Source organism: Halomicrobium sp. HArcht1-1 (assembly GCF_058933285.1).
This window is the reverse complement of record NZ_JBZYDL010000001.1, coordinates 1,519,958-1,545,889: the sequence shown is the minus strand read 5'-3', so window position 1 is coordinate 1,545,889 and position 25,932 is coordinate 1,519,958. Positions and strand designations below refer to the sequence as shown.

The window sequence follows — 25,932 nt, the reverse complement described above, 5'->3', positions numbered from 1 at the left end:
AGACCGGCTACCGGTCCGGGTTTCGAAACCCGTCCGTAGATTGCCGAAGCCGATCGGCGGTGACCGAGGGACAGCGACGACGAACCGAATGTGTCGACACTGTCATGGGAGGGCTTTTGTTTCGCGGGCCACCCCCATCAGGTGATGACCGAAATTATCGACGGCAACGAGGTCGCCCAGGAGATCCGGGACGGCCTCGGCGACGCGATCGCGACGCTGGAGGACGCGGGCGTCACGCCCGCGCTGGCGACGGTGCTGATGAGCGACGACCCCGCCAGCGAGACCTACGTCTCGATGAAGCAAGACGACTGCGAGGAGGTCGGCATCGAGGCCCTGGACATCGAGATCTCGCCCGACGCCGACGCCCAGGAGCTGTACGACACGATCGACGAACTCAACGACGACGAGGCCGTCAACGGCGTTCTCGTCCAGATGCCGGTCCCGGACCACGTGGACGATCGAACGGTCCTGCGGAACATCGACCCCGCCAAGGACGTGGACGGCTTCCACCCGGAGAACGTCGGTCGCCTCGTGGCCGGGAACGCACGCTTCAAGCCGTGTACGCCCCACGGCATCCAGAAGCTCCTCGATGCTGCCGGCGTCGATACCGAGGGCAAAGACGCCGTCGTCGTCGGCCGCTCGGAGATCGTCGGCAAGCCGATGGCGAACCTCCTGCTCCAGAAAGACGAGGGCGGCAACGCCACGGTGACGGTGTGTCACTCCCGGACCGACGACATGGCGGCCAAGACCCGCGAGGCGGACATCGTGATCGCCGCGGCGGGCGTGCCGGAGCTGATCGACGGCGAGATGCTCACCGAGGGGACGACCGTGATCGACGTGGGCGTCAACCGCGTGGACGTCGACAACGAGAAGGGGTACGAGCTGGTCGGCGACGTAGACTTCGAGAGCGCCAAAGCGAAGGCGAGCGCGATCACGCCGGTCCCCGGCGGCGTCGGCCCCATGACGCGTGCGATGTTGCTGTACAACACCGTGAAGGCGACGGCCCAGCAACACGGCGTCGACGTGGACCTCCCCTGAGATGGCCGAGGGACACGCGGACGACGTGGGCGAGGACGTGACGCGGTTCGAGTCGACCCAGCGTCTGGACCCCGACGCGTTCAACCACGCCAAGTCACGGCTCGACGGCGGCTACGAGTGTGCCGTCGCGGCCCTCCTGACGGACGCCGACGGACGCGTCCTCCTGGTCTGTGAAGACGGGCGCTGGAGCCTCCCGGGTGGCGAAGTCGGCGGTGACCAGTCACGGGAGGCCGCCCTCCGCGACGCCGTCGCGGCGACGACCGGGCTGGAGCTGACCGTCGGACGGCTGGTGGCCGTCAACGACGTGACCCTGACCGACGGGGACCGCGAGGCCTCGCTCGCGTTCGAGATCTACGACGGCGAGATAGCGGCCGGCGAGCCGGAGCCGGCGCGGGCGTCTGTCACCGCCGCCGCGTGGCACGACGAGGTGCCCGCCGCGACCGTCGACCGCGACGTGATCGACGAACTGCGGTAAGCTACTGTTCGACGCCGTTGAGCCAGTTGTCGGCCGTCACGAGCGCGCTCTCGTCGCCGGCCGCGAGGTACTGTCCGAGGTCCCGCGCGGCGTGGACGAGCCGGTCGGCGTCTTTCGGGTCCACGTCGCCGTCGAGGGCCTCGATCCGTTTGCGGTGGTCTCGGATGCGACCGGACAGCGACCGGGCCTGTGGGTCGGGCTCGTCGTCGAGGTACGCGCGCAGATCACGCTGGTAGGCCTCGACGGCGGCCATCATCGCCAGGCCGTAGGACGGACGCAGTTCCGACGGCACCTCTCGGGGATCCGGCCGCTCGCCCTCGTCGGCACCCCTGAGTAGCGTGAAGAAGTACAGCTCCTGGGCGTCGGTCGGCTGGAGCGTGCGTGCGATCTCGCTGGCGACGTGGCGGAGTTCGGTCGCGGCCACGAAGGTCTCGTCGAGGACGAGCAGCGATCCGCCGTCGACGAAGCCGCGCCGACGGACGTACTCCGACGACCGCTCGGCGGCGTCCGTGGCGATCTCTTCGAGCGGTTGCTCGTCGATCGACCCGCGCACCGGCGTCAGATCGTACTCGACGGGGGCGTTCGTGTGGCGCGTGCGGTCGTCGACGCCGACGCTCCGGAGACTCCCGCAGTCCGGACACTCCACGCTGGCCGTCTCGTAGTACGACCAGCGGCTGCCACACGCCTTGCACTCGCGGTGGCCTCGAACCTTCATGGCACACTGTCGGCGTGGCAGCCTCAAGTTCCTTCCGTCGCCGGGTCGAACAATCGGTATGCGCGAGCAAGCAGCGATCAGAGAGCAGTACGAGTTCCTCTGTGAACAACTGGACAGCGAGGAGATGAACCACGATCGCGTGCGGATGATGCTGACGCACTATCGGCGCGCACTCGGCTGGGTCCTCGAAGAAGAACACATGTAGCTCGCGATAGTGGTCACTGCAGCGACCTGATCTGGCGGCTGGCGACAGGTTTAAGTTACTCAACGACCCACGACCAAGTGACGCTTCGCTTTGGAGGGCCGAAGCGTCAGCGGGGACCAATTCAGGGCGGCAAGCGAATCGGGCCTTCCGCCTGATTCGCTTTCCACTTTCGTTTCGAAACTCGGTAGTCGCGACGCCGTCGCTCGGCGAACAGATGCGAAACGGTCGAGCGACAGCACCGCGACCGTCGCCGTTCAGCGGCGGGGTATGATGTATCTGAGATACGTCGACAGATCGCGATATCGTCAGTGCAACAACTATTCGTTCGCACTCAGCTGACACCGGCGGATCTGGCGAGAGGTCGCCACGAGCGCGTGATTTCGAAGCGAAGCGAAAGCGTCGAGTCGGATCCGATATACTTATTAGATTCCGACAATAAACACGTGATAGACTTTACCGATGTACGACCTGACAGGATTCCAGCGAGACCTCCTGTACGTCATCGCCGGGAAAGAGGAGCCACACGGGCTGGCGATCAAGGAGGAACTCGAAGATTACTACGAGAAAGAGATTCACCACGGCAGGCTGTACCCGAATCTCGATACGCTCGTCGACAAGGGACTGGTGGAGAAAGGGCAGCGCGACCGCAGGACGAACTACTACAGTCTCACGCGGCGCGGCCGACGAGAGATCGAGGCACGGCGAGACTGGGAAGACGAGTACGTGGACGTAACGTAGCGCCGCTGACTGTTGTCAGTCACTGTCACATACGACTGGCACTGTGGAGTGTCGGCATTCGTCACCGGCGAGTCCGTAACAGCGTCAGGCCCCGCTTGGTGTCCCCCCGTCGGCGTCTCTCTCACCGTCGACGGCGTCCGCGCCGTCGGTATCGTCGGTCAACACGGCCGGATCGACTTCTCTGGCGCGAATCGGTTCGTCAGTCACCAGTTCCGGCAGGACGATCCGTGCGAAGTGCGTGACCAACACCAGCACGATCGGACCGAGGAAGATACCGTACCACCCCCAGATGAGCGGGCCGAGGATGTAGGCGAACATCAGCGCACCGGTGTGGAGTTCTCCGCCCGAGACGTAGGGCCGCACGAGGAGGTCCGGGATCACGTCGACGACGACGAAACTGACCGCGGCGAAGGCGACGACGAACCACCACCCCTCACCGCTGGTCCCCGCCAGGACGGCGAGATACGCCGCCATCGGGACGTAGACTAGCTTCATGCCGACGATGGGGATCAGACTCGCTCCACCGGCGAGCACGCCCACCAGTGCCGCGTACGGAATAGCGACCGACGGGGGCGCGATCTGGTTGAGCAGCGTGTACACGATGCCACCGACCAGTCCCGTGATCATCGCGTTCAGGATGTTGCCGTAGAACACCTTGTCGAAGCTCTCGTCGACGGCAGCGACGAACTCCTCGAAGACGGTGCGCTCTGCCGTCAAGTGGCCGGCCCAGCCCGCGAACCGGCGGTCGTCCCGGAGCAGGTAGAACGCGATCGCGAGCATCACGAACAGGTGTAAGAGTCCCGTGCCGACGACCCCGAGATAGCCAAGCGCCGATTCGAGCGTCGTCGTAACCGTCCCGACGCCGCCGACGTTGTCCAGCAGTGCCGTCGGATCGCTCAACACCGTCAGATTCAGGTACGGTTCGGCCGTCTCCAGCAGGTCGTCGATCTGGCTCCCGGACCCGGCACCGTCGATCTCGTCGGCGAAGCGACTCAGTTGCTGGAGGGCGATCCCGAGCGTGTAGGCCAGCAACAGCAGCGCCGGAAGCACCATCCCGACCAGCGAGACGCCCGCGGCGACCGACGGCTGGTCGATCCGTCGCCGGACCCGACGATAGAGCCGCCGGGTCGCGTAGTAGACGAACAGTCCGAAGACGAAGGTCCCGACGAAGCGATAGGCGACGAAGACGAGGGCGGCGGCGAGCACGAACCCCAGGGCGACCCACGCGGTTCGTGGCCAGTCGACGTCGAACTCGAACTCGACCATGGCACCGTGTTCGATGGACCCCGAAAAAAAGGTCGGGGGTGGATCCGAAACACGGACCGACGGCGGAGATTTATGCCAGGCGTGTGAAACAGTAACTGTGACCGCGCTGACAACAGTCGGACTGAGTCCGGTCGGCGACGAGGTGGGACGCATCGTCCTCGCGGCGGCCCTCGGGATGTTCCTGGGCATCGAACGAGAGTGGTCCCAGAAGTCCGCCGGGATCCGCACGTTCGCCCTCGTCAGCCTGCTCGGTGCCGTCTTCACGCTCGTCGAGGCCGACAGCCTGCTCGTCGTCGGCGGCCTGCTCGTCATCGTCCAGGGCGTGTTGCTGGCGGCGGAGGGGTTCAGAGACGAGGCGGCGGGACTGTCCCTGACGACCTCCGTCTCGATGCTGGTCGCCTACGGCGTCGGCGCGCTCGTGATGCAGTCGTACATCCTCGAAGGCGTGACCGTCGCGATCCTCTCGTCGCTCTTGCTGGTGCTCAAACGCGAACTCCACAGCTTCGCCGGGGGGCTCAGCCGCGCCGAGTTGCGGTCTGCGACGGAGTTCGCGATCCTGGCGTTCGTGGTCTACCCGCTGTTGCCCGCCGCTCCGATCCCGGTCTCGGTCGCGGAGCTCTCGCTGGAACTGGAGTTGCGCGTCGCGTGGCTGCTCGTCGTCACCGTCGCGGGCATCGGCATCGCGAACTACGCGATCGTCCAGACCTACGGCGGACGTGGCATCGCAGTGACCGGCTTCTTCGGCGGGCTGGCCTCCTCGACGGCCGTCGTCGGGACCATGCTCGACCACGTCCGCCAGCGGCCGGCCGCCGCGAGCTACGCCCTGGCGGCGATCCTGCTGGCCGACGCCGCCATGGCGCTGCGGAATCTCGTCATCGCGATCGCGTTCACGTTCGAGCGAGGAATCCTCTATCAGTCGATCGTCCCGCTCGGTGCCGTCGCGGTCGGGAGCGTCGCCGTCGCGGCCTACACCGCCGACTGGACGGAGTCGGTCGAGATGGAACTCGACAGTCCGTTCTCGCTCCGTAACGCGCTCGTGTTCGGCGGCATCTTCCTCGTCGTGCTGGTGGCCAGCACGGTCGCGAGAGCCCAGTTCGGTACCGGCGGACTGTACCTGACCGCGTTGCTGTCGGGGCTGGTCTCCAGCGGCGCAGGCACCACCTCGGCGGTGTTGCTCTACCGGGGTGGTGCCGTCGACTCGAACACTGCGACGATCGCCATCTTGCTGGCGACGGCCGCCAGCATCGCCGTGAAAGCCGGCCTGACGATCGCGAGCCCGGACCGTCGCTTCGCGGTCAGAGTGGCGCTCTGGAGCCTCGCGCTGCTGGCCGGCGCGACCGCGGTGACGCTCGCGGTGATCGTCTGAGACGGAACGACAACCGTCCGTCGGGTGCCACCCATCCGGCGGTGTCTTTTATCACGAGCGGGCGTGTAGTTCGGTAGCATGGATCGTGACAGCGTCGAGCCGACGGTCGAGGACCTCCCCGGCGAACGCGCCAGCGAGTGGGTCGAATACCACCACGAGCACGCAGCCCCCAGCACCTACGTCTACGAGTTCGTCTGGGACCGCGACGCACCGGCGATCGGCCCCTTCTGTACCGACGTGGACGGCAACGTCCTGATGGACTGGACCGGCCACGTCGGCGCGATGCCACTGGGCTACAACAACCCCAAAGTGCTCGATCCGCTGTCGGCGTTCGACCTCGTCGAGCCCACGAAGATCGCGGGACAGGACTTCTACGCGACCGGCACCGGCTCCGATCTCCCCGGCGCGGCCGGGCTGATGGATCGCCTGACGAACATCTCCAGTCACTACGGGATGGACACCGTCTTCCTCTCGAACAGCGGTGCCGAGGCGGTCGAGAACGCCATCAAGATCAGCTACGACCACCGCCGGGGCAAGTACGCGATCACCTTCGAAGGTGCCTTCCACGGTCGAACGCTGGGAGCGCTCTCGCTCAACCGCTCGAAGGCGGTGTACCGCAGGCAGTTCCCCGAGATCGCGACGGTCCACGACGTTCCCTTCTGTGACGACCGCCACTGCACGCCCGAGAGCTGTGACTGTGGCTTCTTCACGGGCGACGGCTCGGTGCTGGGGCGGATGCTCGACCCCGAGACCGGCCACGTCGATCCCGACGACGTGTCCTATATCATCTTCGAACCGATCCAGGGCGAGGGAGGGTACCGGTTCCCCAGCGACGCCTTCGCGACGGAGGTCGCCGACATCGCCGAGCGACACGGCGTACCGATCGTCGTCGACGAGGTCCAGACCGGTCTGGGGCGCACGGGCGAGTGGTGGGGCTCGGACCACTACCCGTTCGATCCGGACGTGATCGCCAGCGCGAAGGCGCTCCGTGTCGGCGCGACCATCGCCAGTGCGGACGTGTTCCCCGACGAGAAGGCTCGCCTCTCTTCGACGTGGGGAGCCGGGGACGTGCTCGCGTGCGCCCAGGGCGCGCTCACCATCGACGCCATCGAGGAGTACGATCTGCTCGACAACGCTGTCGAGCGAGGGCGGGCGTTCGTCGAGCGGTTCCGCGACGCGACGGCCCAGTCGGCGGCCGTGGAAGACGTGCGCGGCGAGGGGCTCTTGCTCGCCGTCGAGTTCGACAGCAAGGAACGGCGGCAAGCGGTCATCGAGGCCGCCATGCAGCGCGGGCTGTTGACGCTTGGCTGCGGTCGGAAGACGCTGCGCCTGCTCCCGCCGCTGGACTCGACGCGCCGAGAGATCGAGCTTGGCTCCGGGCTGCTCGCGGATGCAGTCGACGCGGTCGCCTGATTCGACACGCGTCGAACGCGCCATGTGGTCTAGACGGGCAGCGTGAACTCGCGGACGTAGCGCCAGAGGTAGGAGAGATCGCTCGGCGAGAGGAGGCCGAGGATGTGCCGTCTGCTGCCCTCGTTGACCTTCGAGAGCGTCTCGCGGTCCAGGGCGTTCAGGTCCCGCATGAGCCGGTCGTATCGCTCGTTGGGCACGAGATACAGCAGTCGCGTCATGAACAGGCGACGCTCCTGTCTGGGAGCCACGCGTTCGTGCCAGAGATCGTCGTAGACCGCCATCGCTTCGCGGGACGTATCTACGCCACCGGTGAGACAGCGGTCGGCGGTCATCGCCGCCGCGCGTGCCGAGCGCATCCCCTTGTCGATCCCCTCGCCCCACACGGGATCGACGGAGGGGACCGTGTCGCCGATCGCCACGAACGAGTCGGTACTCATCGATCCCGGCGGCTGGACGTGTGCAGAGCCACGGACCTGGGTCGACTCGACTCGGCTGGCCTCGGCAAAGCGCGGGTCGCTGTCGAGCCAGTGTTCGAGGTAGCCGTCGACGGTCCGTTCGTCGCTGGCGTGTTCCCGGTATCGCTCGTTCTGGATGTAGCAGACGCCGACCTTGGCCGTGTCGCCGCCGGTGTGGAAGATCCACGAGTAGCCGCCGGGAGCGAAGTCGTGGTCCAGCCGGAGCATCATCGCGTCCGTCAGATCGGCGTAGTCGGGGTGGTCCAGTTCGACGCCCTCGAACTGGTACTCGATGCCGATGGCGTGGTTCCGGCGTTCGAGATCGACGACGCCCAGCTCCTTGGCCAGCGGTGCCGCCGGCCCCGTCGCGTCGACGACGATGTCACCGTAAACCGTCTCGTCGCCGTTGTACCGGACGCCGACGACCGACCCCTCTTCGACGATCGGGTCCCGGACGCGAGCGTCGAACCGATACTCGGCACCCTTCGCCCGGCCGTCGTCGACGAGGAACTGCTTGAACGCCGGGAAGTCCAGCACGAAACCCGGCTGGTCCTGGACGAAGTGGTCGCTCGGGGACTCCAGTACGACGGCGTCGGTCGCGTGCATCACCACGTCGTCCGGGATCCCGAAGGCCGTCATCATCGACGCGAACGTCCCGCCCGTGGACTTGTCGCTCCGGGCAGGGAACTCCGCCGCAGTCTCGGTCTCCAGTACGACCACGTCGTACCCGCGGTCGGCGAGGTCTCGCGCACACTGTGCCCCCGCCGGGCCTGCACCGGCGACGACCACGTCGTAGTTGTCACTCATGGCTCTGGGTCAGGCGACCGTGTCGACGGGGACGGTGCGTCGGCGATACGTCGGCGGACAGACAGTAGTGAAGCGCCATAGCGAACTCACGAATCTGTCCGTGGATACGCCAACGACGTAGAAAAGATGTCGAAACACGCTCCCACTTCCAGTTCGTTGTCCCGCCGCCGGCTCGCGCCATCAGTGGGCAGCCATCTGGGACAGGACGTTGACACAGTAGACGCCGCCGACGATGAGGAGGATCCCGACGATTCCCACGGCGTCGATGGGCTCGTCGAAGACGACGACGCCGATCGCTGCGACACCGACGATCCCCAGCGCCGCCCACGTCCCGTAGACGACGCCGATGGGCAACTCTTCGAGCGTCAGCGAGACGAGGTAGAAGGCGACGCCGTAGCCGACGACGACCCCGAGGCTGGGCAACGGCCGCGAAAAGCCGTCTGAGAGCTTCAGGGCAGTCGTGCCGACGAGTTCGGAGACGATCGCACCACCGAGCAGGACGTACGGATGCATACCGCCGGCTGGGGAACCCACCGACATGCAACTGTTGGAACAGGTCGGGACTTGCGACGCGTTTCCCGTCGTGTCTCGCGGCCGTCGCTCTCGGTCTCGTCAGGACCTTCCGGACGGACCAGCGTGTCGTACCGTCGTCCCGATCCCGTATCAGCTATCCGCGGGTGGTCGGGACAGAGTAAAAAGCGAACGAACGAAAACAGAATTTCGATTGCGATTTAGGTTTGATACCAAGATTAATTTATACATGAAAGGTACATCCAACTGTGGATGAAAATAATCCAGTCTGGCTTGACATCCTCGCTGCTCTTAGAGGGATCGCACTCGTACTCTTTGCCCTCCAATTGACTATAATTGGCGTCTTCGCAGGGGACGGTTCATTCTTCTTACTCCTCGCAGGGTTTTTCGTTGGTGTGATTGGGATTATTCCAACTCTGCGGATATGCTGATCTGGAAGCGCCCTCCATCGTGCAATCCTCAGTGCTTAGTTCGCACACCGACGGCCCAGATGCTACACCACCAGCGCCGCCGTAATCAGCCATCCCGTGGGCGGTGCGACGGCACCCACGACGGACCGTCGTCGATCCCGAGCGGCGACGGGCGGCCGTGACACGGCCTCCCGAGAACCACCAGACGGGGTACATATTTACGGACCGGCTCGCAACGAGGGTGCATGACGGAGCTGGGTGCGCTCGGCCTGTCGAGCTACGAGGAGAAGGTGTATCGGACGCTGTTACTGACGGGTGCGGCGACGGCGACCGAGCTCTCCGAGGCCAGCGGCGTTCCGAAAGGTCGCATCTACGACGTGCTCAACGGTCTCGAAGCCCGGAAGGTGGTCCGCCTCCAGTCGAGTGATCCGAAGCAGTACGTCGCCGTCGAGCCGGAGGCCGTCGTCGACAGGCTGCTGGCCGAGCGGGCACACGAGCTGCGAGAGGAGTGGCGACACTACCGGGAGCGAGCGGCGGCGGTCCGCACGAACGTGCTCCCGACGCCACCGACAGAGAGCAGCTTCTGGCTGGGCTCGCTGGGCAGCGAGGAGATGCAGACGGCGCTGCAAGAGCACACGCGCACCGCCGAGGAGTTCGTCCACGGCATCGTCGGGACGCCCTACGAGAACGCAACGTGGGAGACGCTCCAGAGAGAGTGGGAGGCCTTCTTCGAGGGCGCGAGCGCGGATCTGACGGTGCAGCTCCTCGTCAGCGAGAAGGTGGCGCTGACGCTGCCCGAGACGTTCGACCGGCTGATCGCCGACCAGTCCGGCGACGTGGCCGTCAGGACGCTGCCCGACGTGGGACTGTCCTTCGACGTCGTCGACGGGATCGGGACGACAATCGACATCCCGCACCCGGTCGCCGCCGACGATCGAATCGGCGTCCTCGGCATCAAGGACTCGGAGATCGTCGAGGAGTTCGAGCGCCACTTCCAGCGGCTGTGGGCCGGTGCAGCGCCGCTCGTCGAGTGAACGTCCCGTTTCGCGGCCGCCCCTAGAACTGGTAACGCCGGTCGTCTTTCTCCTGGGCCTGTGGGAACTGGTCCGCGCCAGTCATCTCGTCGAAGGTCATCCCGGAGAGGTACTCGTCGTAGGTACAGTCGTAGCCAGAGCGGAGGTGAAAGTCGAGGTTGCCGGTCTCGACGGCGTTCTGAAAGAGCATGTGGACCGCGCGGCGGACGAGTTCGTCGGGATCGTCGGGATCCAGTGCGCTGGTCAGCATCGCCAGTTCGTTGCGCGTCTCGCGGTCCAGCGAGACGGCGAGTTCCGCGCCAAGCTCGGAGTACTGGGCCTGTACGTCGTCGGAGAGATCGTCCAGCGTCATGTTGGGGCGGTGGTCCAGCGCGGGAAAACCTCTTTCGGCCTCCGGCGGCCGGGTGTGGACCGTCACGCACAAGCGCCGTCGCTCGTAACGCCGCGGTAATGACGGAGCTGCCGGGCGCAGTCCCCGAGAACCGCGACGCCGTCCAGCGGGCCCTGATCGAGTGGTACGAGGCCGACCACCGGTCTTTTCCCTGGCGCGAGACCGACGACGCCTACGAGATCCTCGTCTCGGAAGTGATGAGCCAGCAGACCCAGCTGGGCCGCGTCGTCGACGCCTGGCGCGAGTTCCTCGATCGGTGGCCCGACGCCGAGGCGCTGGCGGCCGCCGACCAGTCCGACGTGGTCGCGTTCTGGACGGCCCACTCGCTGGGGTACAACAACCGGGCGAAGTACCTCCACACCGCGGCCAATCAGGTCCTCGACGAGTGGGACGGCTCTTTCCCCGAGACGCCCGCCGAACTGCAGGAGCTCCACGGCGTCGGCCCCTACACCGCCAACGCGGTCGCCTCGTTCGCGTTCAACGCGGGCGACGCCGTCGTCGACACGAACGTCAAGCGCGTCCTCCACCGCGCGTTCGACGTGCCCGACGACGACGCGGCGTTCGAGGAAGTCGCGGGGGCGCTCATGCCCGACGGACGGTCGCGGGTCTGGAACAACGCGATCATGGAACTCGGCGGGGTCGCCTGCGAGAAGACGCCGGCCTGCGACGCCGCCGGCTGCCCGTGGCGCAAGTGGTGTGAGGCCTACGACACCGGCGACTTCACCGCTCCGGACGTGCCGACCCAGCCCGATTTCGAGGGGAGCCGCCGACAGATGCGCGGCCGCGTCGTCAACGTCTTGGGCGAGTACGACCGCCTCGCGCTCGACGAACTCGGGCCGCGCGTCCGTGTCGACTACTCCCCGGACGGTGAGTACGGCCGCGAGTGGCTCCGTGGGCTCGTCGAGGACCTCGCGGACGACGGCCTCGTCAGCGTCGAGGACGGCGAGGAGGAACTCACCGTTTGTCTCCGTTGAGTGTCTGGTCGACGAGATTCCCGGATCGGACCGTCCGACTGAACCAGACCTTTGAACCCCCCTCCACAACCACGCATTCATGACTGGTCCGCTCGTCGCGCTCGGACTCGCCGTCGTCGCGACGCTCGTCATCTGGAAAGGCAGCACGTACTTCGAGCGCTCCGCCGAGCGTCTGAGCAAGTTCTACGGGCTGCCCGTCGCCGTCCACGGCGCGATCGTCGTCGCCGTCGGGTCGAGCTTCCCGGAGATCAGTTCGATCGTCATCAGTACGGTCGTCCACGGTGAGTTCTCGCTGGGCGTCGGCGCGATCGTCGGGAGCGCCATCTTCAATCTGCTCGTCATCCCGGCGCTCTCGGCGTTCGCCAGCGAGGACCTCGAAGCGACCCGAGATATCGTCCACAAAGACGCGCAGTTCTACATCATCAGCATCCTCGTGCTCTTCCTCGTCTTCGCGCTCGGCGCGACCTACGTGCCGGGCGGGACGAACGAGGCCGCGATCCTGACGCCGACGCTGGTGCTTCTCCCGCTGGTCACCTACGGCGTCTACGTCTTTCTCCACCAGCAGGACGCCAGCGACCACGTGGCCCCCGACGCGCCCGACGTCCGTCCGCTCAAGGAGTGGGGGACGCTCGCGGTCGCGTTGGTGGTGATCGCCGTCGGCGTCGAGGGCATCGTTCGCGCCGCGCTCTCCTTCGGCGACTTCTTCGGCACGCCGACGTTCCTCTGGGGGCTGACCGTCATCGCAGCCGGGACGAGTCTGCCCGACGCTTTCGTCAGTGTCCGCGCGGCCCGCGACGACGACAGCGTGACGAGCCTCACCAACGTCCTCGGGAGCAACACGTTCAATCTCCTGGTCGCCATCCCCATCGGTGTCCTCCTCGCGGGAGAGGCGACGATCAACTTCCTCGCAGCGATTCCGACGATGGGGTTTCTGACGTTCGCGACGCTCGTGTTCGTCGTCTTCACGAGAACCGGGCTGGAGATCACGGACCGCGAGGCCTACACGTTCGTCCTGCTGTACGCGACTTTTCTCTGCTGGATCTCGCTCGAATCGATCGGCGTTATCAACACGGTGCGAGGGATCTGACCCCACAGAGAACTTGACTGGCGGTGACGAACTGACGGATACGACATCGACTGACGAGACGGTGAGGGTCTGGTTGGTCGAACGGACCTCCTCCGACGACGAGCAGAACCTCGTCATCCTCACGTACGCGACGCCCGACGACCAGCGGTACTTCCGCAAAGAGCGGGCGCTGACCTCGTTCGGAGACATCCGAGACACGACCGCCGCCGTCGACGCCGAACCGGGGAACCTCGGGACCGTCGACGACGCGGACCTGCACGGACGATACGCGACAGAAGCCCAGCGGATGGCCGACGTTCACGACCCTGACGACCGCATCTAGAGCGGTCGCCGACGGCCCCACTACACCAGAGCGGACGGACGAAGCGTACTCATAAATAACCCCCAGTCGTCTGGGGCGCTATGACGCGAACGAAAGTCGTCGGCATCTGTGGTAGTCTCCGCGAGGGCAGTTACACCCGACAGAGCCTCCGAGTCGCACTGGCAGCCGCAGCGGCGGCCGGTGGTGACACCGAACTACTCGACCTCCGCGAGTGGGACCTCCCCGTGTTCGACCCCGACGCCGAGGACGCTGGCGACGCAGCGGCGTTCCGCGAGCAGATCCGGGCGGCGGACTCGATCCTGCTGGGCACGCCGGTGTATCACGGCTCGTTCTCGACGCCGCTGAAGAACGCGCTGGACTACTGTGGCTTCGACGAGTTCGAGAACAAGACCGTCGGCCTCCTGTGTGTCGCCGGGGGGAGTTTCCCCGTGACGGCGCTGGAGCACCTCCGGTCGGTCGGGCGGTCGCTGGACTGCTGGGTGATCCCACATCAGGCAGCGGTGCCCCGCGCGGCCAGTGCCTTCGAGGACGGGCGACTCGTCGACGAGCAGGTGCGCGAGCGCATCGAGACGCTCGGCCGCGAGGCCGTCCAGTACGCCGGCATCGAGCCCGATCCCCAGAGTATCGAGAGCTGCGAGAACGTCGGCGCGGACGACTGATACCGCCGTTCGTCACTCCCGGTGTTCGCCGCCTCGGGCGGCGAGTCGATCCATGCACTGACAGCCGTGTGTCAGAAGATCGAGAACACCGATTCGAACGGAATCGTCCACATCATCGCGTGGTTCAGGGCCGTCACGGCGAGGTTCTCGGTCCGCTCGTAGGCGTACCCCCAGAGCAGACCGCCGGCACCCGTCGAGACGACCGAGTACACCGCGCTGCCGGTCGAGAAGACGGCGAAGACGCCGTGCATGAGGGCGAACGCCGTGGCACTGACGAGGACGACACCGGCCGTCCCGAGGTGTGGCCGCACGCGCCCCTGCACGACGCCTCTGAAGAGGAGTTCCTCCGCGGGGGCCGCGACAGCGTACAGTCCGAGGAGCGCGACGATCCAGAGCGCCGGGCGGTCGAAGAGCAGCGCGACGGTCCTGCTGGTCTCGTGAGTCGGGACCGAGAGACCGATCGCCGGCAAGACGACACCCAGGAGCGCCGAGGTCGCCCAGAGACCGAGCGGCAAGGCGGCGATCCAGCCGAGGTCTCGGATCGTCGGAATCCGGAACCGAACGTACCGGTGCCGGTCCTCGACACGCCACAGGTACGCGACGGCGACGACGGCGAAACCGATCTGGACACCGGAGCCCAGAACCGTGAAGGCGTCCGTCTCCGCGACGCCGAACAACGAACCCGAGAGCTGAAACACCGCGACGCCGCCGAAGCCAGCGATCCAGCCGCAAACAGCGAGGAGGAGGGCCGAAGCGACCGCCAGCGGCGTGTCGCCGATGGCCGACGACGGCAACCGCTCGGGGAAGACGCTCACGCGTCTCCCCCCAGCTCACCAACGGCGAGGCGACGTCGCTCGTGTGTTCGGGTGCGATGCGCTAGAGTGCCGTCCTCCGGGCGCGGAGGTCGTGGGCCGTCGTCAGCCATCACCACCTCGTACCACGAGGGGGCACAAGAACGGGGAGCTCCGTTTATTTCCGAATCGGGAGGTGGACGAGTGTACACTGGCGTTCGTCGACCGCGTATACGGTCGTACACCGACCTCGAAGCGGTCCACAGCAGGCGATCTGTTCGGGCCCGTCCCTCGAATGTCGACACGATTAAGAGCGCGTCAGCAATAAATTCGGCCGTCTTGCCAGAGAAACCGGCCGCCCTGCTCACGAAGACACAGCGAGAGCGCATCGCGAGTGACTTTCGCGGACTGTCGGACGCCAAGCGCCGCCGCGATCAGCGACAGATTCGCGAACGCGTCGCCGCCGGGCTCGACGATTTCGGGTACCTGGTCGACTATCCGGACGAGCAGTTCGAACTCGCGTTCGACCAGTACGACGACGAGACCGTCGAACAGATGCTCGGGGAGTTGTCGCTCGTGACCGAGCGCCTCCGACTCCTCCACGACATCGAACGGGAGACGGTGGTCGGTCGTGCGCGGGGCCGCGTCGCGGACATCGAGACGAACGAACGGACACTGGCGGCGCTCGACGTCGACGAGGCAGTCGGGGGCGGCGACGCCACCGCCAGAGCGGGCGATCGAGACCGGCTCCGTCGGCGCTCCACGCAGTCGCTGAAACTGGGTATCGCCGTCGGGATCCCCGGAGCCCTGTTCGCGGCGGTCCCTCCAGGGACCGTGCCCGCGCCGGTCGACGGTCCCGTGGTACTGCTCTCCTTTCTGTTCGCTGGTGCCACGCTGGGCATCGGGCTGGCTGGCGTCGCGCTCCACGGCCTCAAGCACGACCTCCTCCCCGCGCTTGGGCGCTTCCGAGAGAGTCCGCGAGACGCACTCCGGGCAGCGTGGGAGCGACTGTGACCGTCGGGAAAGGAAACTGACTAACGCTCGCTGGACCTACGACCACACGTGACACAGTGGGTCGAGAACCCGACGGGCGGGCGCGACCGCGGCCCGATCGCACTCCTGCGCGCGTGGGTCGAGATACTCTTGCGACCGCAGCGGTTCTTCCAGGCGGGGATCGCACCCGGCGATCAGGCACCGGCACTCGTCTTCATCGCCGTCGTCGTCCTCGTCGAGGAGGCGTCGCGGTTCGCGGTCGTCGAACTCGCTCAGCGCGGACAGCTGTCGCTCGGGCCGTACGACTACCCGGTGATCGGTGATCTGGAACCACTGATGGCGCTGCTGGCGCTGGTCGCCATCGTCGTCTTCGTCGCGCCCGCGGTGCTCCACCTCACGGCGGCCGCCCAGACGCTCCTGTTGGCACCGCTGGCACCGGATCGGGGCGGCATCAGCGAGACCGTGCAGGTGATCGCCTACGCGACCGCTCCGTGTGTGTTCGCCGGGCTCCCGATCCCGGAGGTGCGGATCGCCTGTGGTCTCTGGGGTACCGGGCTGTACGTCTACGGAATGGGGACGATCCACAACCTCTCGCTCCCGCGTGCCCTCGTCGTCAGCGTCGCTCCCGCGGCCGTCCTCTTTGGCTACGGCTTTCGCGCGTTCGCGGCGGCCAATGCGTTGCTGTAGCGCCCGGCCACGTCGAACAGTTTAGGTGGCTGCCGGCCGGCTCCTCGAATATGCTCACGCTCGACCTCGACGACTTCATGTTCGAACTCAAAGACGGCGCACTCAAACACGTCGGCCCCTCGAACCGGACCGCGACCGCGAAGCTGTACGATGTCGAAGGCATCGACGTACGGGAGTTCGGCGACGAGCGCGTCAAGCTCGCCTTCGAGGACGACGACGGCAGCCAGTTCGAGATCGCCCTCGCGCCCGAGCAGGCAAGCGAGGTGGCGCGTGGCGTCGAGATGCTCGAATCGGAGAGCCAGATCTACGAGTAGCGGGACGGAACCGACCGACGGCAGGCCCAGCCCGGCCGGTCGGCGAGCGACGAGGATTTCGACAACCGTTTTAGTGCCGAAATGCTTTCACCGGTCAATGGGTTCGTGTATCATCTGTGGCACCTCCGTCGACGGTCACATCTGTGACCTCCACGAGGAGGACGTCCTGTTCGAATTCCGAGGCGACCATCCGAATCAACTGACGACCAATCGATACTACCGCGGCTCCGTCGACGGCTTCGCCGAGTTCGGCGTCTTCGTCGACATCGGCGATCGCGTGACCGGGCTGCTCCACCGCAGCGAGCTGGATCAGCGACTCGACTCGCTGGACTGGGAGCCGGGCGACACCGTCTTCGTGAAGGTGAAAAACGTCCGAGACAACGGCAACATCGACCTCGGCTGGTCGATCCGGCAGGCCGAGCGAGAGTTCCGCGGCACGCTGATCGACGACCCCGAGTTCGACACGGCGCGACTCGCCGAGGACGTCGCGGAGGACGAGTCGGGAAACGGGCGTGAGGAGCCGGCGGCGGACGCCGACTCCGAACCGTCGCCCGACGAGCAAGCCGTCGAAGCGACGACCGACACAGACTCCTCGCCCGACGACCAGACCGCCGAAGCGACGAGTGACTCCGAACCGTCGGGAGACGACCAGACCGTCGAAGCGGCGACGACCGACGCCGACGCGGCGAAGGTCAGCCAGGCCGACGACAGTGAGCGCGTCGAGCGAAGCGCCAGCGTCGTCGGACAGGGCAGTACGGCGACGGCCGAGAGCGACGACACGTCGGCCGACGCCGAGAGCGACGATGCAGTCGACCACCAGCGAGACCACCCCGTCGTGACGGTCGACAGCCTGGACGACCACGAAGGCGACGACGTTCGCCTCGAAGGCGAGATCGTCGACGTTCGCCAGACCAGCGGACCGACGGTGTTCGAGCTCCGGGACGAGACCGGGACCGTCGACTGTGCGGCCTTCGTCGAGGCGGGCGTCCGCGCCTACCCCGACATCGTCGAAGAGGACATCGTCCGACTGGACGGCGACGTGCGCCGTCGCCGCGGCGAGATTCAGGTCGAGACCGAGACACTCGTCGCGCTCGACGGTGACGAGCGCCAGACCGTCGCGGACCGGATGGCCGACGCGCTCGACGACCGCGCTCGGCCCGCCGCCGTCGACGCACTCGCAGAGGACCCGACGATCGAGGCACTGGCCGACGATCTCGTCGACGCCGCGACGGCGATCCGACGCGCAGTCATCACCGACCGCCCGGTGATCGTCCGCCACTCCGCGACCGCCGACGGCTACGTCGCTGGCGTAGCCCTCGAACGCGCGACGCTCCCGCTGGTCGCCGACGAGCACCGCCGAGCCGACGCGCAGTATCACTACTTCGATCGCCGACCGCTGGAAGGCGGCGTCTACGACATGCAAGACGCCACCAAGGACGTGACGAACATGCTCGAAAACCGGGAGCGCCACGACGAGAAGCTCCCGCTTTTCGTCTTCGTCGCCGCCGGTGGGACCCGCGAGAGCCTCGACGGCTTCGATCTGCTCGACGTGTACGGCGCACCCCGCGTCGTGATCGACGACGCCGTCGCCGACGAAGCGATCGCCGACTCGGTCGACACGCTCGTCAGCCCGTCGCTGGCCGGTGCGTCGCCGACGACGGCGACGGCGCTGGCGGCCAACGTCGCCGCCCACGTCAACGAGCACGTACAGGACGATCTCGTCCACCTGCCGGCAGTCAGCTTCTGGGACGAGACGCCAGCGTCCTACCTCGACGCCGCGGCCGAGGCGGGCTACGACGAAGCCTCGGTGACGGAGCTTCGCGACGCGGTCGCGCTGGAAGCGTACTACCAGTCCTACGAGGACAAGCGCGAGCTCATCAAGGACCTGCTGTTCGGTGACGACGAGGACGACGTGACCGGGCTCGCCGGCAACGTCGCCGAGCAGTTCCGCGAGAAGCTCGCGACGGAGGTCGACACCGCGACGGCCAACATCGAACACGAGGAGATCGGCGGGACGACCGTCGCCGTCCTCGACACCGACGCCTTCACGCACCGCTACGACTTCCCGCCGTCGACGATCCTGCTCGACGAGCTGTTCCGGCAGGCCGACAGCGAGACGGACGCACTCGTCGGCGTCGCCGACGACACCCTGTTCGTGCGGGCCGACGAGACGGTCGACGTACACGATCTGGCCGACGCGATCGACGAGGCCGCACCGGAAGCCGCCGTCCGGACACGCAGCGCCCGCGAGCAGTCGATCCGATTCCTCTCGGGCGAGCGCGACGCCGTGATCGACGCGACGCTGGCCGTCGTCGGCGAGCGGTTCTGACGGCTCGACCATCACGACAGCGGCGGTCGAGCAGACACAGCCTCTTTGTGCCGTCGACGAAATCCCCCAGCTATGGCCCTCCCCGCACCAGAAGCTGTGCTCGTGTCGGCGACACTGTTGCTCCCCGCGCTCGTGCTCGCCGTCGTTCGCTGGCGAGGGGCGATCCGGCGCTGGAAGCTCCCGCTCGTCGCCGGTGTCTGGCTTGCAGTAGTCGCAAATTTAGCGAACACAGTGATCGACTCGGGGTCGCTGCCGAGCGGCCTCGATCGGACGCTCGTGGGCGTCTTGGTCGTGGTCGCGTCGCTCTTGGGCATCGCACTGAGCGTCTACGGCTGGCGACGCTACAGGACCGACCCGGACGCGACTGTCGATCTCTCACCGCCCCGGTAACCGTCGACGGACCACCAGAACGCTCTTGCAGTCGGTCGGCGAACGCCGCGTATGGACGATCAGGTCCTCGATACGGACGCCCTCGACTGGCAGGAGTACGATCACGGGACTCGCTCGTTCAGGGGCAAGCGCTTCACACGAGCCAGCGCCGCCAGCGAGCTGGGCTGTAGCCTCTACGAGATCGAGCCAGAAGCTCGGGGCTGGCCCGCCCACTACCACGAGGGCAACGAGGAGGCGATCTTCGTCCTCGACGGCGGCGGGACGCTGTGGCTCGGGAGCGACCGCGAGGAACGCGACCTCGAAGCGGGCGACTTCGCGGTCTTTCCCCGGAGCGAGGCCGGGCAGCACGAACTTGAAGCCGGGCCGGACGGGCTCCGGTATCTCGCGATGTCGACGATGAACGAGCCCGACATCACGGTCTACCCGGACAACGACGCGGTCGGCGTGTTCGCGGGATCGCCACCCGGCGGCCAGAAGGGCGAGCGCCGACTCTCGACGTACCTCGATCTCGACGCCGAGGTGCCGTACTGGGACGACGAGGACGGCGACGGCCGGCGGGAGGAGTAGCGACACGCTTATTCGCGCGAGCGAACGAACTGTGACAACGGCAATGAGCACCGAGACGGGCGATCCCACCGAGTCCGAGGCGTTCGAGCAGGTCTGTGCAGAGCTGGTCGACCGCATCCTCGCGGGCGAACTGGAGCGCGAGGACGTGGAGAGCGCCAAGATGGAGGTCTGTTCGAAGTACTCCGCACCGAAGGTCCCGAAGAACTCGGAGATCCTCGACTACGCGCCGCTGGAGCGACGCGAGGAACTGGAGGAAGTCCTCCAGCGCAAGCCGGTGCGGACTGCCTCGGGGGTCTCGCCGATCGCGGTGATGACTTCGCCCCACCGGTGTCCCCACGGGAAGTGCCTCTACTGTCCCGGTGGCCCCGACTCGGAGTTCTCGTCCTCGCAGTCCTACACCGGCCACGAGCCCGCGGCCGCCCGCGGCGTCCAGAACGACTACGACCCCTACGGACAGGTCACCCTGCGGCTGAACCAGCTGCGCGAGATCGGCCACCCCGTCGACAAGGCCGAACTGATCCTGATGGGCGGGACGATGACCGCACGAAGCCACGACTACCAGGAGTGGTTCGTCAAGCGCGCCATCGAGGCGATGAACGACTTCGACACCGAGGCCCAGCCAGCGCCCGCGGAGGGCGAGAGCTTCGCGCAGGACCCCGACGAGTACGACTTTCGCTACCTTGAGGACGTGATCGCGGAGAACGAGACCGCCGACGTGCGAAACGTCGCCACGACGTTCGAGACGAAGCCCGACTGGTGCGATCCCGAGCAGATCGACCGGATGCTCCGGCTGGGCGGGACGAAGGTGGAGGTCGGCGTCCAGACCACCTACGAGCGGATCAACCGGGAGATGCACCGCGGCCACGGCGTCCAGGCCAGCGTCGACGCGAACCGCCGGCTGCGAGACTCGGCGTTCAAGGTCGGTTTCCACATGATGCCCGGCCAGCCCGGCATGTCCAAGGAGATGTGTCTGGAGGACTTCCGGCGCATCTTCGAGGACAGCAAGTGGCGACCGGACTACCTCAAGATCTACCCGACGCTGGTCGTTGAGGGGACCGTCACCTACGACTGGTGGCGCAAAGACGAGTTCGAACCCCTGGACAACGACGAGGCCGCGGAGCTCGTCGCCGAGATCAAGTCGATGATCCCGAAGTACACCCGCCTCCAGCGCGTCCAGCGTGACATCCCCGCGGACTTCATCGAGGGCGGCGTCTGGAAGTCGAACCTCCGGCAGCTCGCCCGACAGCGGATGGACGAGCACGGCTGGACCTGCGACTGTATCCGCTGTCGCGAGGTCGGGATGAACGACGAGGACCCCGAACGGATCGAGAAGGACGTCATGACCTACGAGGCTGCCGGCGGGACCGAACACTTCATCAGCTTCGAGGATCCCGACAAGGACCTGCTCGTGGGCTTCTGTCGCCTCCGGTTCCCGAACGACCCGGTTCGGCGCGAACTGCAAAACGCCGCGCTCGTGCGGGAACTCCACGTCTACGGCAGCCAGGTCGGCCTCGGGAGCGCCAGCGAGGACGACCAACACCAGCACGAGGGATACGGTCGCCGACTGCTCGCGACGGCAGAGGAACTGGCGGCCGACGCCGGCTACGACAAGCTCGCGGTCATCTCCGGTATCGGCGTCCGGCAGTACTACCGCGAGAAGCTCGACTACAAGCAAGACGGCCCGTACGTCAGCAAGCGACTGTGACCGGACGAACGGAGTGAGTCCGGCTTTTTCACCCATGTTTTTGCACGAGGGTTCCCGCAACGAGCCCAGCGAGTGAGGAAACCCGACGTGGAAAAAGATGGGAGTGGCCCGTACGTCAGCAAGCGACTGTGAAATCGGGCGACACTCATTAGCGTGGGGCCGGCGTACGGTCGGCAATGGCACGGAGGTTGATCGACGGGGTCTGGGAGCTCGATCTGGGACTACTGCCGCCGCTAGCGTCGAACGCGTTTCTCCTCGACGAGCGGGACATGGACGGCACCGACGGCGAGGCCGTGACGCTGTGTGACACCGGACTGTTCTGGAACGAGCCCTCGATCAGAGACGAGCTCGCAGCTGTGGGCTACGAGCCCGGCGATCTCGACCGCGTCCTGTTGACTCACTACGATCTGGACCACGTCGGCGGGCTCGAACGGCTGCAACCGGAGTTTACCGGCCCGGTCTTTCTCGGGCGAGCCGACTACGAGCTGGTCGAGAACGGCGCACCGCCGCCGTCGAACAACCACAAGGGGCTGTTCCACCGTGCCGCCCGGACGCTCTGTCCGCTCCCCGACGGGATCGACCTGCGGCCGGTCGACGACGGCGAAGCCGTCGGTCAGTTCGCCAGCTACGCGACACCGGGACACAACCCGGGACACACGGTGTACGTCCACGACTGCGGCGTGGCGCTGCTCGGCGACCTCGTCTGGGAGGAGGATGGTGCGATGACGACGCCGATCTGGTTCGACTCCTACGACATGGATCGGGTCCGGGCGTCCGTCAGGGAGTTCGCCGCGCGGGCACCCGCCTTCGAGGTGGCGGCGATGGCCCACGGGACGCCGTTCGTCCGCGACGGTGACGACGTACTGGGCGCACTCGCCGCGACGCTCTGACCGATCGAACGAGCGGGTTTTTGTACTGTCCGTGTGGAGATCTGTCTATGCAACGATCAGTCGCGGTCGTCGGTGCGGGGGCGGCCGGTGCGGCGGCGGCGTACGCGCTCCGGGAACACCCCGTGGACGTGACCGTCTTCGAGAAGAGCGGCGGCGTCTGCGGCCGTGCCGCGACCCGGCGGCGCGACGGTTGTGTCTACGAGTACGGTGCCAACTACCTGACTGCCGACGACGACCGCGTGGCCGAACTGGTCACCGAGGAACTCCCGACCGACGGACTCACCGAGATCGACGAGCCCGTGTGGGGGTTCGATTCTGACGGGGCGATACGCGATGCGCCGACGCGATCCGCGGAACAGGTGAGCGAGGATCGCGACGAACAGACGACGCGGTGGACCTACGAGCAAGGGATCACCCAGCTCGCGAAGCGGCTGTTCGCGGCCGGCGACGCAACGGTCCACCGGCACACGCGCGTCGAGTCACTGGCGCGAAGTGAGGCGGGCTGGCGTGTCACCGACGCCGACGGCGGAACCTACGGCCCGTTCGACGCCACGCTCCTGACGCCACCGGGTCCACAGACCGCGGACCTGCTGGGTCAGTCGGAGTGGCGACACGCCGACCGACGGCGGCTCAGGCAGGCCGCCGCCTCCGTCCCCTATCGCACCGTCGTCGCCGGTCTGTTGCACTACGATTTCGAACTCGACCGCCCGTACTACGGACTGATCAGCGAAACCGAGGACCACGACGTGGGCTGGGTCGGCCGCGAAGAGTGCAAGGCGGGGCACGTCCCAGACGGCGAGACGCTCCTGTTGGTCCAGATGGCACCGGACTGGTCGGTCACCCACTACCGTGACGACGCCGCCACGCTGACCGACGCGATCGCAGACGCGACGGCGACGCTACTGGACGACGACCGACTGGCCGAGCCCGACTGGACCGACCACCAGCACTGGCGGTACGCGCTGCCGGACGACGGCGTTGCGGCGGACGCCCTGGAGACGGCACCAGCGCACGACCTCTTCGTGGCCGGGGACTGGGTCGCGGGCGAGGCGCGGCTCCACGCCGCCGTCCGGAACGGCCTGAGAACCGGCGAGCGAATCGGCGAGCACCTGTAGCGAAGCGGTTTTGCGTCCCGGCCTGCACCACCCGACATGGACCACAAGCGGGAGCTGACGAGCGTCGACCTCGCCGCCCTCGAACGGGAGCTGGGCGGCTACGAGGGGGCCAAGCTCGACAAGGCGTACCTCTACGAGGACGACCTCCTGCGGCTCAAGATGCGGGACTTCGACCGCGGCCGGGTGGAGCTGCTGATCGAGGTCGGCGAGAACAAGCGCGCCCACGTCGTCGACGCCGACCACGTCCCCGACGCGCCGGGCCGACCGCCCAACTTCGCGATGATGCTTCGCAATCGGATCGCGGGCGGCGAGCTGGCCGACGTGCGCCAGTTCGAGTTCGACCGGATCATGGAGTTCGAGTTCGACCGTCCCGACGCCTCCACCACGGTCGTCGCGGAGCTGTTTGGCGACGGCAACGTCGCGGTGCTCGACGAACACGGCGAGGTCGTCGACTGCCTGGAGACGGTCCGCCTCAAGTCACGCACCGTCGCGCCGGGCAGCCAGTACGAGTTCCCGTCGGCGCGGTTCAATCCGCTGACCGTCGACTACGAGACGTTTCTGGAGCGGATGCGCCAGTCCGACGCCGACGTGGTGCGGACGCTCGCGACCCAGCTGAACTTCGGGGGGCTCTACGGCGAGGAGCTGTGTACCCGGGCCGGGATCCCGTACAACCAGGCCATCGAAGACACCGACGAAGCGGAGTTCGAGCGGCTCTACGAGGTGATCGCCGAGCTGAAAGAGCGCCTCCGGAGCGGCGACCTCGATCCGCGCGTCTACTACGAGTACGAAGAGATCGAGGGCGAGGAGATCGAGCGTCGCGTGGACGTGACGCCGATCCCCCTCGAAGAGTACGACGACGTAGAGAGCCGTGCCTTCGAGACCTTCACCGAGGCGCTGGACGAGTACTTCTACGAGGTCGAACGTGAGGACACGGCCGAGGAGATCGCCGACGCGGGCGTCGACCGGCCGGACTTCGAGAGCGAGATCGAGAAGTACGAGCGCATCATCCAGCAACAGCAGAGCGCGATCGAGGACTTCGAGGCCGACGCCGAGGCCGAGCGCGAGAAGGCAGAGTTGCTGTACGCCCGCTACGACCTCGTCGACGAGATCCTCTCGACGATTCAGGGCGCGCGAGCCCAGGACACGCCGTGGGACGAGATCGAGGCGACCTTCGAGGAGGGCAAAGAGCAGGGCATCGACGCGGCCGAGGCCGTCGAGGGTCTCGACGGCAGTGAGGGAACGGTGGCCCTGTCGATCGACGACGTGCGCGTGACGATCGACGCGACGATGGGCGTCGAGAAGAACGCCGACCAGCTCTACCAGGCGGCAAAGCGCATCGAAGAGAAGAAAGAGGGCGCGCAGGCGGCGATCGAGGACACGCGAGAGGATCTCGAAGCCGTCGAGCGACGCCGCGAGAACTGGGAAGCCGAGGACACGACGGAGACCCAGGAGCAGACCGAGGAGTCAGACGACGTGGACTGGCTCTCGCGGGCGTCGATTCCCGTCCGGAGACAGGAGCCGTGGTACGATCGCTTCCGGTGGTTCCGCACCTCGAACGACTTCCTCGTGATCGGCGGCCGCAACGCCGACCAGAACGAGGAGCTGGTCAAGAAGTACCTCGACCGCGGAGACAAGTTCTTCCACGCGCAGGCCCACGGCGGTCCCGTGACCGTCCTGAAGGCGACCGGTCCCAGCGAGTCCAGCCGCGACGTGGACATCCCGGACCAGGACAAGCGCGAAGCCGCGACGTTCGCAGTGGCGTACTCGTCGGTGTGGAAGGACGGCAAGTACGCCGGTGACGCGTACATGGTCGATCCCGACCAGGTGTCGAAGACGCCGGAGAGCGGCGAGTACCTGGAGAAAGGCGGCTTCGCGATTCGAGGCGACCGGACGTACTTCCGGGACCTCGAAGTCGACGTGGCCGTCGGGATCTCCTGTGAGGACTGGACCGGCGTGCTCGGCGGCCCGCGATCGGCCATCGAGGACCGCGTAGCGACCAGTGTCGAGATCGAACCCGGTCAGTACGCACAGAACGACATCGCGAAGCGACTGTACCGGGAGTTCAAAGAGCGGTTCGAAGACGAATCGTTCGTCCGGAAGGTCGCCAGTCCGGACCTGATCCAGGAGTTCCTCCCGCCGGGCGGCAGTCGAATGGTCGAGTAACCCCCGCTCTCCGGGTCGTTTACCAGCAGTGAACGTCGTCCAGATCGGTGTCACAGCGCCGACAGCTGCCGATCGGAAATATCCGAGAGTATTAGACGAGAG

27 protein-coding genes are annotated in these 25,932 nt (G+C 66.7%); 21 read left to right on the top strand and 6 right to left on the bottom strand.

Annotation, left to right across the window (positions count from 1 at the left end):
- The first annotated feature begins 144 nt into the window (after positions 1–144).
- Together AC5FRZ_RS08165 and AC5FRZ_RS08160 are read left to right on the top strand one after the other, a co-directional pair.
- Positions 145–1,038, top strand: a complete 894-nt coding sequence (locus AC5FRZ_RS08165; protein WP_372479037.1) for a bifunctional methylenetetrahydrofolate dehydrogenase/methenyltetrahydrofolate cyclohydrolase — start codon at positions 145–147, stop codon at positions 1,036–1,038.
- A gap of 1 nt (position 1,039) precedes the next feature.
- Positions 1,040–1,513, top strand: a complete 474-nt coding sequence (locus tag AC5FRZ_RS08160) for an NUDIX domain-containing protein (RefSeq protein ID WP_493564339.1) — start codon at positions 1,040–1,042, stop codon at positions 1,511–1,513.
- A gap of 1 nt (position 1,514) precedes the next feature.
- Here AC5FRZ_RS08160 and AC5FRZ_RS08155 read toward each other — a convergent pair whose 3' ends face one another.
- Entirely contained in the window at positions 1,515–2,228 is a 714-nt protein-coding gene (locus AC5FRZ_RS08155; protein WP_170094199.1) for a DUF7117 family protein, read from the bottom strand.
- A 58-nt stretch (positions 2,229–2,286) separates the two neighbouring features.
- On the opposite strand from AC5FRZ_RS08155, the gene AC5FRZ_RS08150 reads away from it, so the two are divergent.
- Both AC5FRZ_RS08150 and AC5FRZ_RS08145 read left to right on the top strand, forming a co-directional pair.
- Entirely contained in the window at positions 2,287–2,433 is a 147-nt protein-coding gene (locus tag AC5FRZ_RS08150) for a DUF8555 family protein (RefSeq protein ID WP_170094198.1), read from the top strand.
- 459 nt (positions 2,434–2,892) lie between these two features.
- Positions 2,893–3,171, top strand: coding sequence for a PadR family transcriptional regulator (locus AC5FRZ_RS08145; RefSeq protein ID WP_015763165.1), 279 nt, complete (start codon positions 2,893–2,895; stop codon positions 3,169–3,171).
- 84 nt (positions 3,172–3,255) lie between these two features.
- On the opposite strand, the gene AC5FRZ_RS08140 is transcribed toward AC5FRZ_RS08145, so the two are convergent.
- Positions 3,256–4,437, bottom strand: a complete 1,182-nt coding sequence (locus AC5FRZ_RS08140) for an AI-2E family transporter (protein ID WP_493564338.1) — start codon at positions 4,435–4,437, stop codon at positions 3,256–3,258.
- Between the two features lie 97 nt (positions 4,438–4,534).
- Here AC5FRZ_RS08140 and AC5FRZ_RS08135 point away from each other — a divergent pair, with 97 nt between their 5' ends.
- Positions 4,535–5,803: an MgtC/SapB family protein gene (locus AC5FRZ_RS08135; RefSeq protein WP_493564337.1), complete on the top strand. Its 1,269-nt coding sequence runs from the start codon at positions 4,535–4,537 to the stop codon at positions 5,801–5,803.
- A gap of 78 nt (positions 5,804–5,881) precedes the next feature.
- A complete protein-coding gene (locus AC5FRZ_RS08130) occupies positions 5,882–7,216 on the top strand; it encodes an aminotransferase class III-fold pyridoxal phosphate-dependent enzyme (RefSeq protein ID WP_493564336.1) in 1,335 nt (444 codons plus the stop codon).
- 29 nt (positions 7,217–7,245) lie between these two features.
- On the opposite strand, the gene AC5FRZ_RS08125 is transcribed toward AC5FRZ_RS08130, so the two are convergent.
- Positions 7,246–8,478 (bottom strand): digeranylgeranylglycerophospholipid reductase, encoded by a 1,233-nt coding sequence (locus AC5FRZ_RS08125; protein ID WP_208627935.1) that lies wholly within the window; start codon positions 8,476–8,478, stop codon positions 7,246–7,248.
- 180 nt (positions 8,479–8,658) lie between these two features.
- Positions 8,659–8,991 carry a DMT family transporter gene (locus AC5FRZ_RS08120; protein ID WP_170094193.1) on the bottom strand — a complete coding sequence of 111 codons (333 nt, stop codon included), beginning with the start codon at positions 8,989–8,991 and terminating at the stop codon, positions 8,659–8,661.
- A gap of 673 nt (positions 8,992–9,664) precedes the next feature.
- On the opposite strand from AC5FRZ_RS08120, the gene AC5FRZ_RS08115 reads away from it, so the two are divergent.
- Positions 9,665–10,453 (top strand): TrmB family transcriptional regulator, encoded by a 789-nt coding sequence (locus AC5FRZ_RS08115; RefSeq protein WP_153553394.1) that lies wholly within the window; start codon positions 9,665–9,667, stop codon positions 10,451–10,453.
- Between the two features lie 22 nt (positions 10,454–10,475).
- On the opposite strand, the gene AC5FRZ_RS08110 is transcribed toward AC5FRZ_RS08115, so the two are convergent.
- Positions 10,476–10,805: a ribbon-helix-helix protein gene (locus AC5FRZ_RS08110; protein ID WP_153553395.1), complete on the bottom strand. Its 330-nt coding sequence runs from the start codon at positions 10,803–10,805 to the stop codon at positions 10,476–10,478.
- Positions 10,806–10,903: 98 nt separating this feature from the next.
- Between AC5FRZ_RS08110 and AC5FRZ_RS08105 the strand changes: the two genes are divergently transcribed.
- The 4 genes from AC5FRZ_RS08105 to AC5FRZ_RS08090 all read left to right on the top strand — a co-directional run bounded on the left by AC5FRZ_RS08105 (position 10,904) and on the right by AC5FRZ_RS08090 (position 13,886).
- On the top strand, positions 10,904–11,818 hold the full coding sequence (locus AC5FRZ_RS08105) for an HhH-GPD family protein (protein ID WP_493564335.1): 915 nt from the start codon (positions 10,904–10,906) through the stop codon (positions 11,816–11,818).
- Positions 11,819–11,897: 79 nt separating this feature from the next.
- Positions 11,898–12,905: a sodium:calcium antiporter gene (locus AC5FRZ_RS08100; protein ID WP_493564334.1), complete on the top strand. Its 1,008-nt coding sequence runs from the start codon at positions 11,898–11,900 to the stop codon at positions 12,903–12,905.
- 61 nt (positions 12,906–12,966) lie between these two features.
- On the top strand, positions 12,967–13,227 hold the full coding sequence (locus tag AC5FRZ_RS08095) for a DUF7967 family protein (RefSeq protein ID WP_493564333.1): 261 nt from the start codon (positions 12,967–12,969) through the stop codon (positions 13,225–13,227).
- Positions 13,228–13,307: 80 nt separating this feature from the next.
- Positions 13,308–13,886, top strand: a complete 579-nt coding sequence (locus AC5FRZ_RS08090; RefSeq protein WP_493564332.1) for an NADPH-dependent FMN reductase — start codon at positions 13,308–13,310, stop codon at positions 13,884–13,886.
- A gap of 71 nt (positions 13,887–13,957) precedes the next feature.
- Here AC5FRZ_RS08090 and AC5FRZ_RS08085 read toward each other — a convergent pair whose 3' ends face one another.
- Entirely contained in the window at positions 13,958–14,701 is a 744-nt protein-coding gene (locus AC5FRZ_RS08085) for a CPBP family intramembrane glutamic endopeptidase (RefSeq protein WP_493564331.1), read from the bottom strand.
- A 315-nt stretch (positions 14,702–15,016) separates the two neighbouring features.
- On the opposite strand from AC5FRZ_RS08085, the gene AC5FRZ_RS08080 reads away from it, so the two are divergent.
- From AC5FRZ_RS08080 to rqcH, 10 genes are all read left to right on the top strand, one after another.
- Positions 15,017–15,691 (top strand): hypothetical protein, encoded by a 675-nt coding sequence (locus AC5FRZ_RS08080; RefSeq protein WP_493564330.1) that lies wholly within the window; start codon positions 15,017–15,019, stop codon positions 15,689–15,691.
- A gap of 48 nt (positions 15,692–15,739) precedes the next feature.
- A complete protein-coding gene (locus AC5FRZ_RS08075; RefSeq protein ID WP_493564329.1) occupies positions 15,740–16,357 on the top strand; it encodes a YIP1 family protein in 618 nt (205 codons plus the stop codon).
- 50 nt (positions 16,358–16,407) lie between these two features.
- Entirely contained in the window at positions 16,408–16,671 is a 264-nt protein-coding gene (locus AC5FRZ_RS08070; RefSeq protein WP_170094178.1) for a hypothetical protein, read from the top strand.
- Between the two features lie 97 nt (positions 16,672–16,768).
- The gene (locus AC5FRZ_RS08065; RefSeq protein ID WP_493564328.1) at positions 16,769–19,000 is read left to right on the top strand and encodes a DHH family phosphoesterase; all 2,232 of its coding nucleotides are present in this window, start codon (positions 16,769–16,771) and stop codon (positions 18,998–19,000) included.
- Positions 19,001–19,072: 72 nt separating this feature from the next.
- The gene (locus AC5FRZ_RS08060) at positions 19,073–19,390 is read left to right on the top strand and encodes a hypothetical protein (protein ID WP_170094176.1); all 318 of its coding nucleotides are present in this window, start codon (positions 19,073–19,075) and stop codon (positions 19,388–19,390) included.
- Between the two features lie 51 nt (positions 19,391–19,441).
- Entirely contained in the window at positions 19,442–19,957 is a 516-nt protein-coding gene (locus tag AC5FRZ_RS08055) for a cupin domain-containing protein (RefSeq protein ID WP_493564327.1), read from the top strand.
- A 43-nt stretch (positions 19,958–20,000) separates the two neighbouring features.
- Entirely contained in the window at positions 20,001–21,662 is a 1,662-nt protein-coding gene (locus AC5FRZ_RS08050; protein WP_153553407.1) for a tRNA uridine(34) 5-carboxymethylaminomethyl modification radical SAM/GNAT enzyme Elp3, read from the top strand.
- 176 nt (positions 21,663–21,838) lie between these two features.
- Complete coding sequence (locus AC5FRZ_RS08045) at positions 21,839–22,552, top strand: MBL fold metallo-hydrolase (protein ID WP_493564326.1); 714 nt, start codon at positions 21,839–21,841, stop codon at positions 22,550–22,552.
- Between the two features lie 47 nt (positions 22,553–22,599).
- Positions 22,600–23,667 carry an NAD(P)/FAD-dependent oxidoreductase gene (locus AC5FRZ_RS08040; protein ID WP_493564325.1) on the top strand — a complete coding sequence of 356 codons (1,068 nt, stop codon included), beginning with the start codon at positions 22,600–22,602 and terminating at the stop codon, positions 23,665–23,667.
- Positions 23,668–23,703: 36 nt separating this feature from the next.
- Positions 23,704–25,830, top strand: coding sequence for a ribosome rescue protein RqcH (gene rqcH, locus AC5FRZ_RS08035; RefSeq protein WP_493564324.1), 2,127 nt, complete (start codon positions 23,704–23,706; stop codon positions 25,828–25,830).
- The last annotated feature ends 102 nt before the right edge of the window (positions 25,831–25,932 follow it).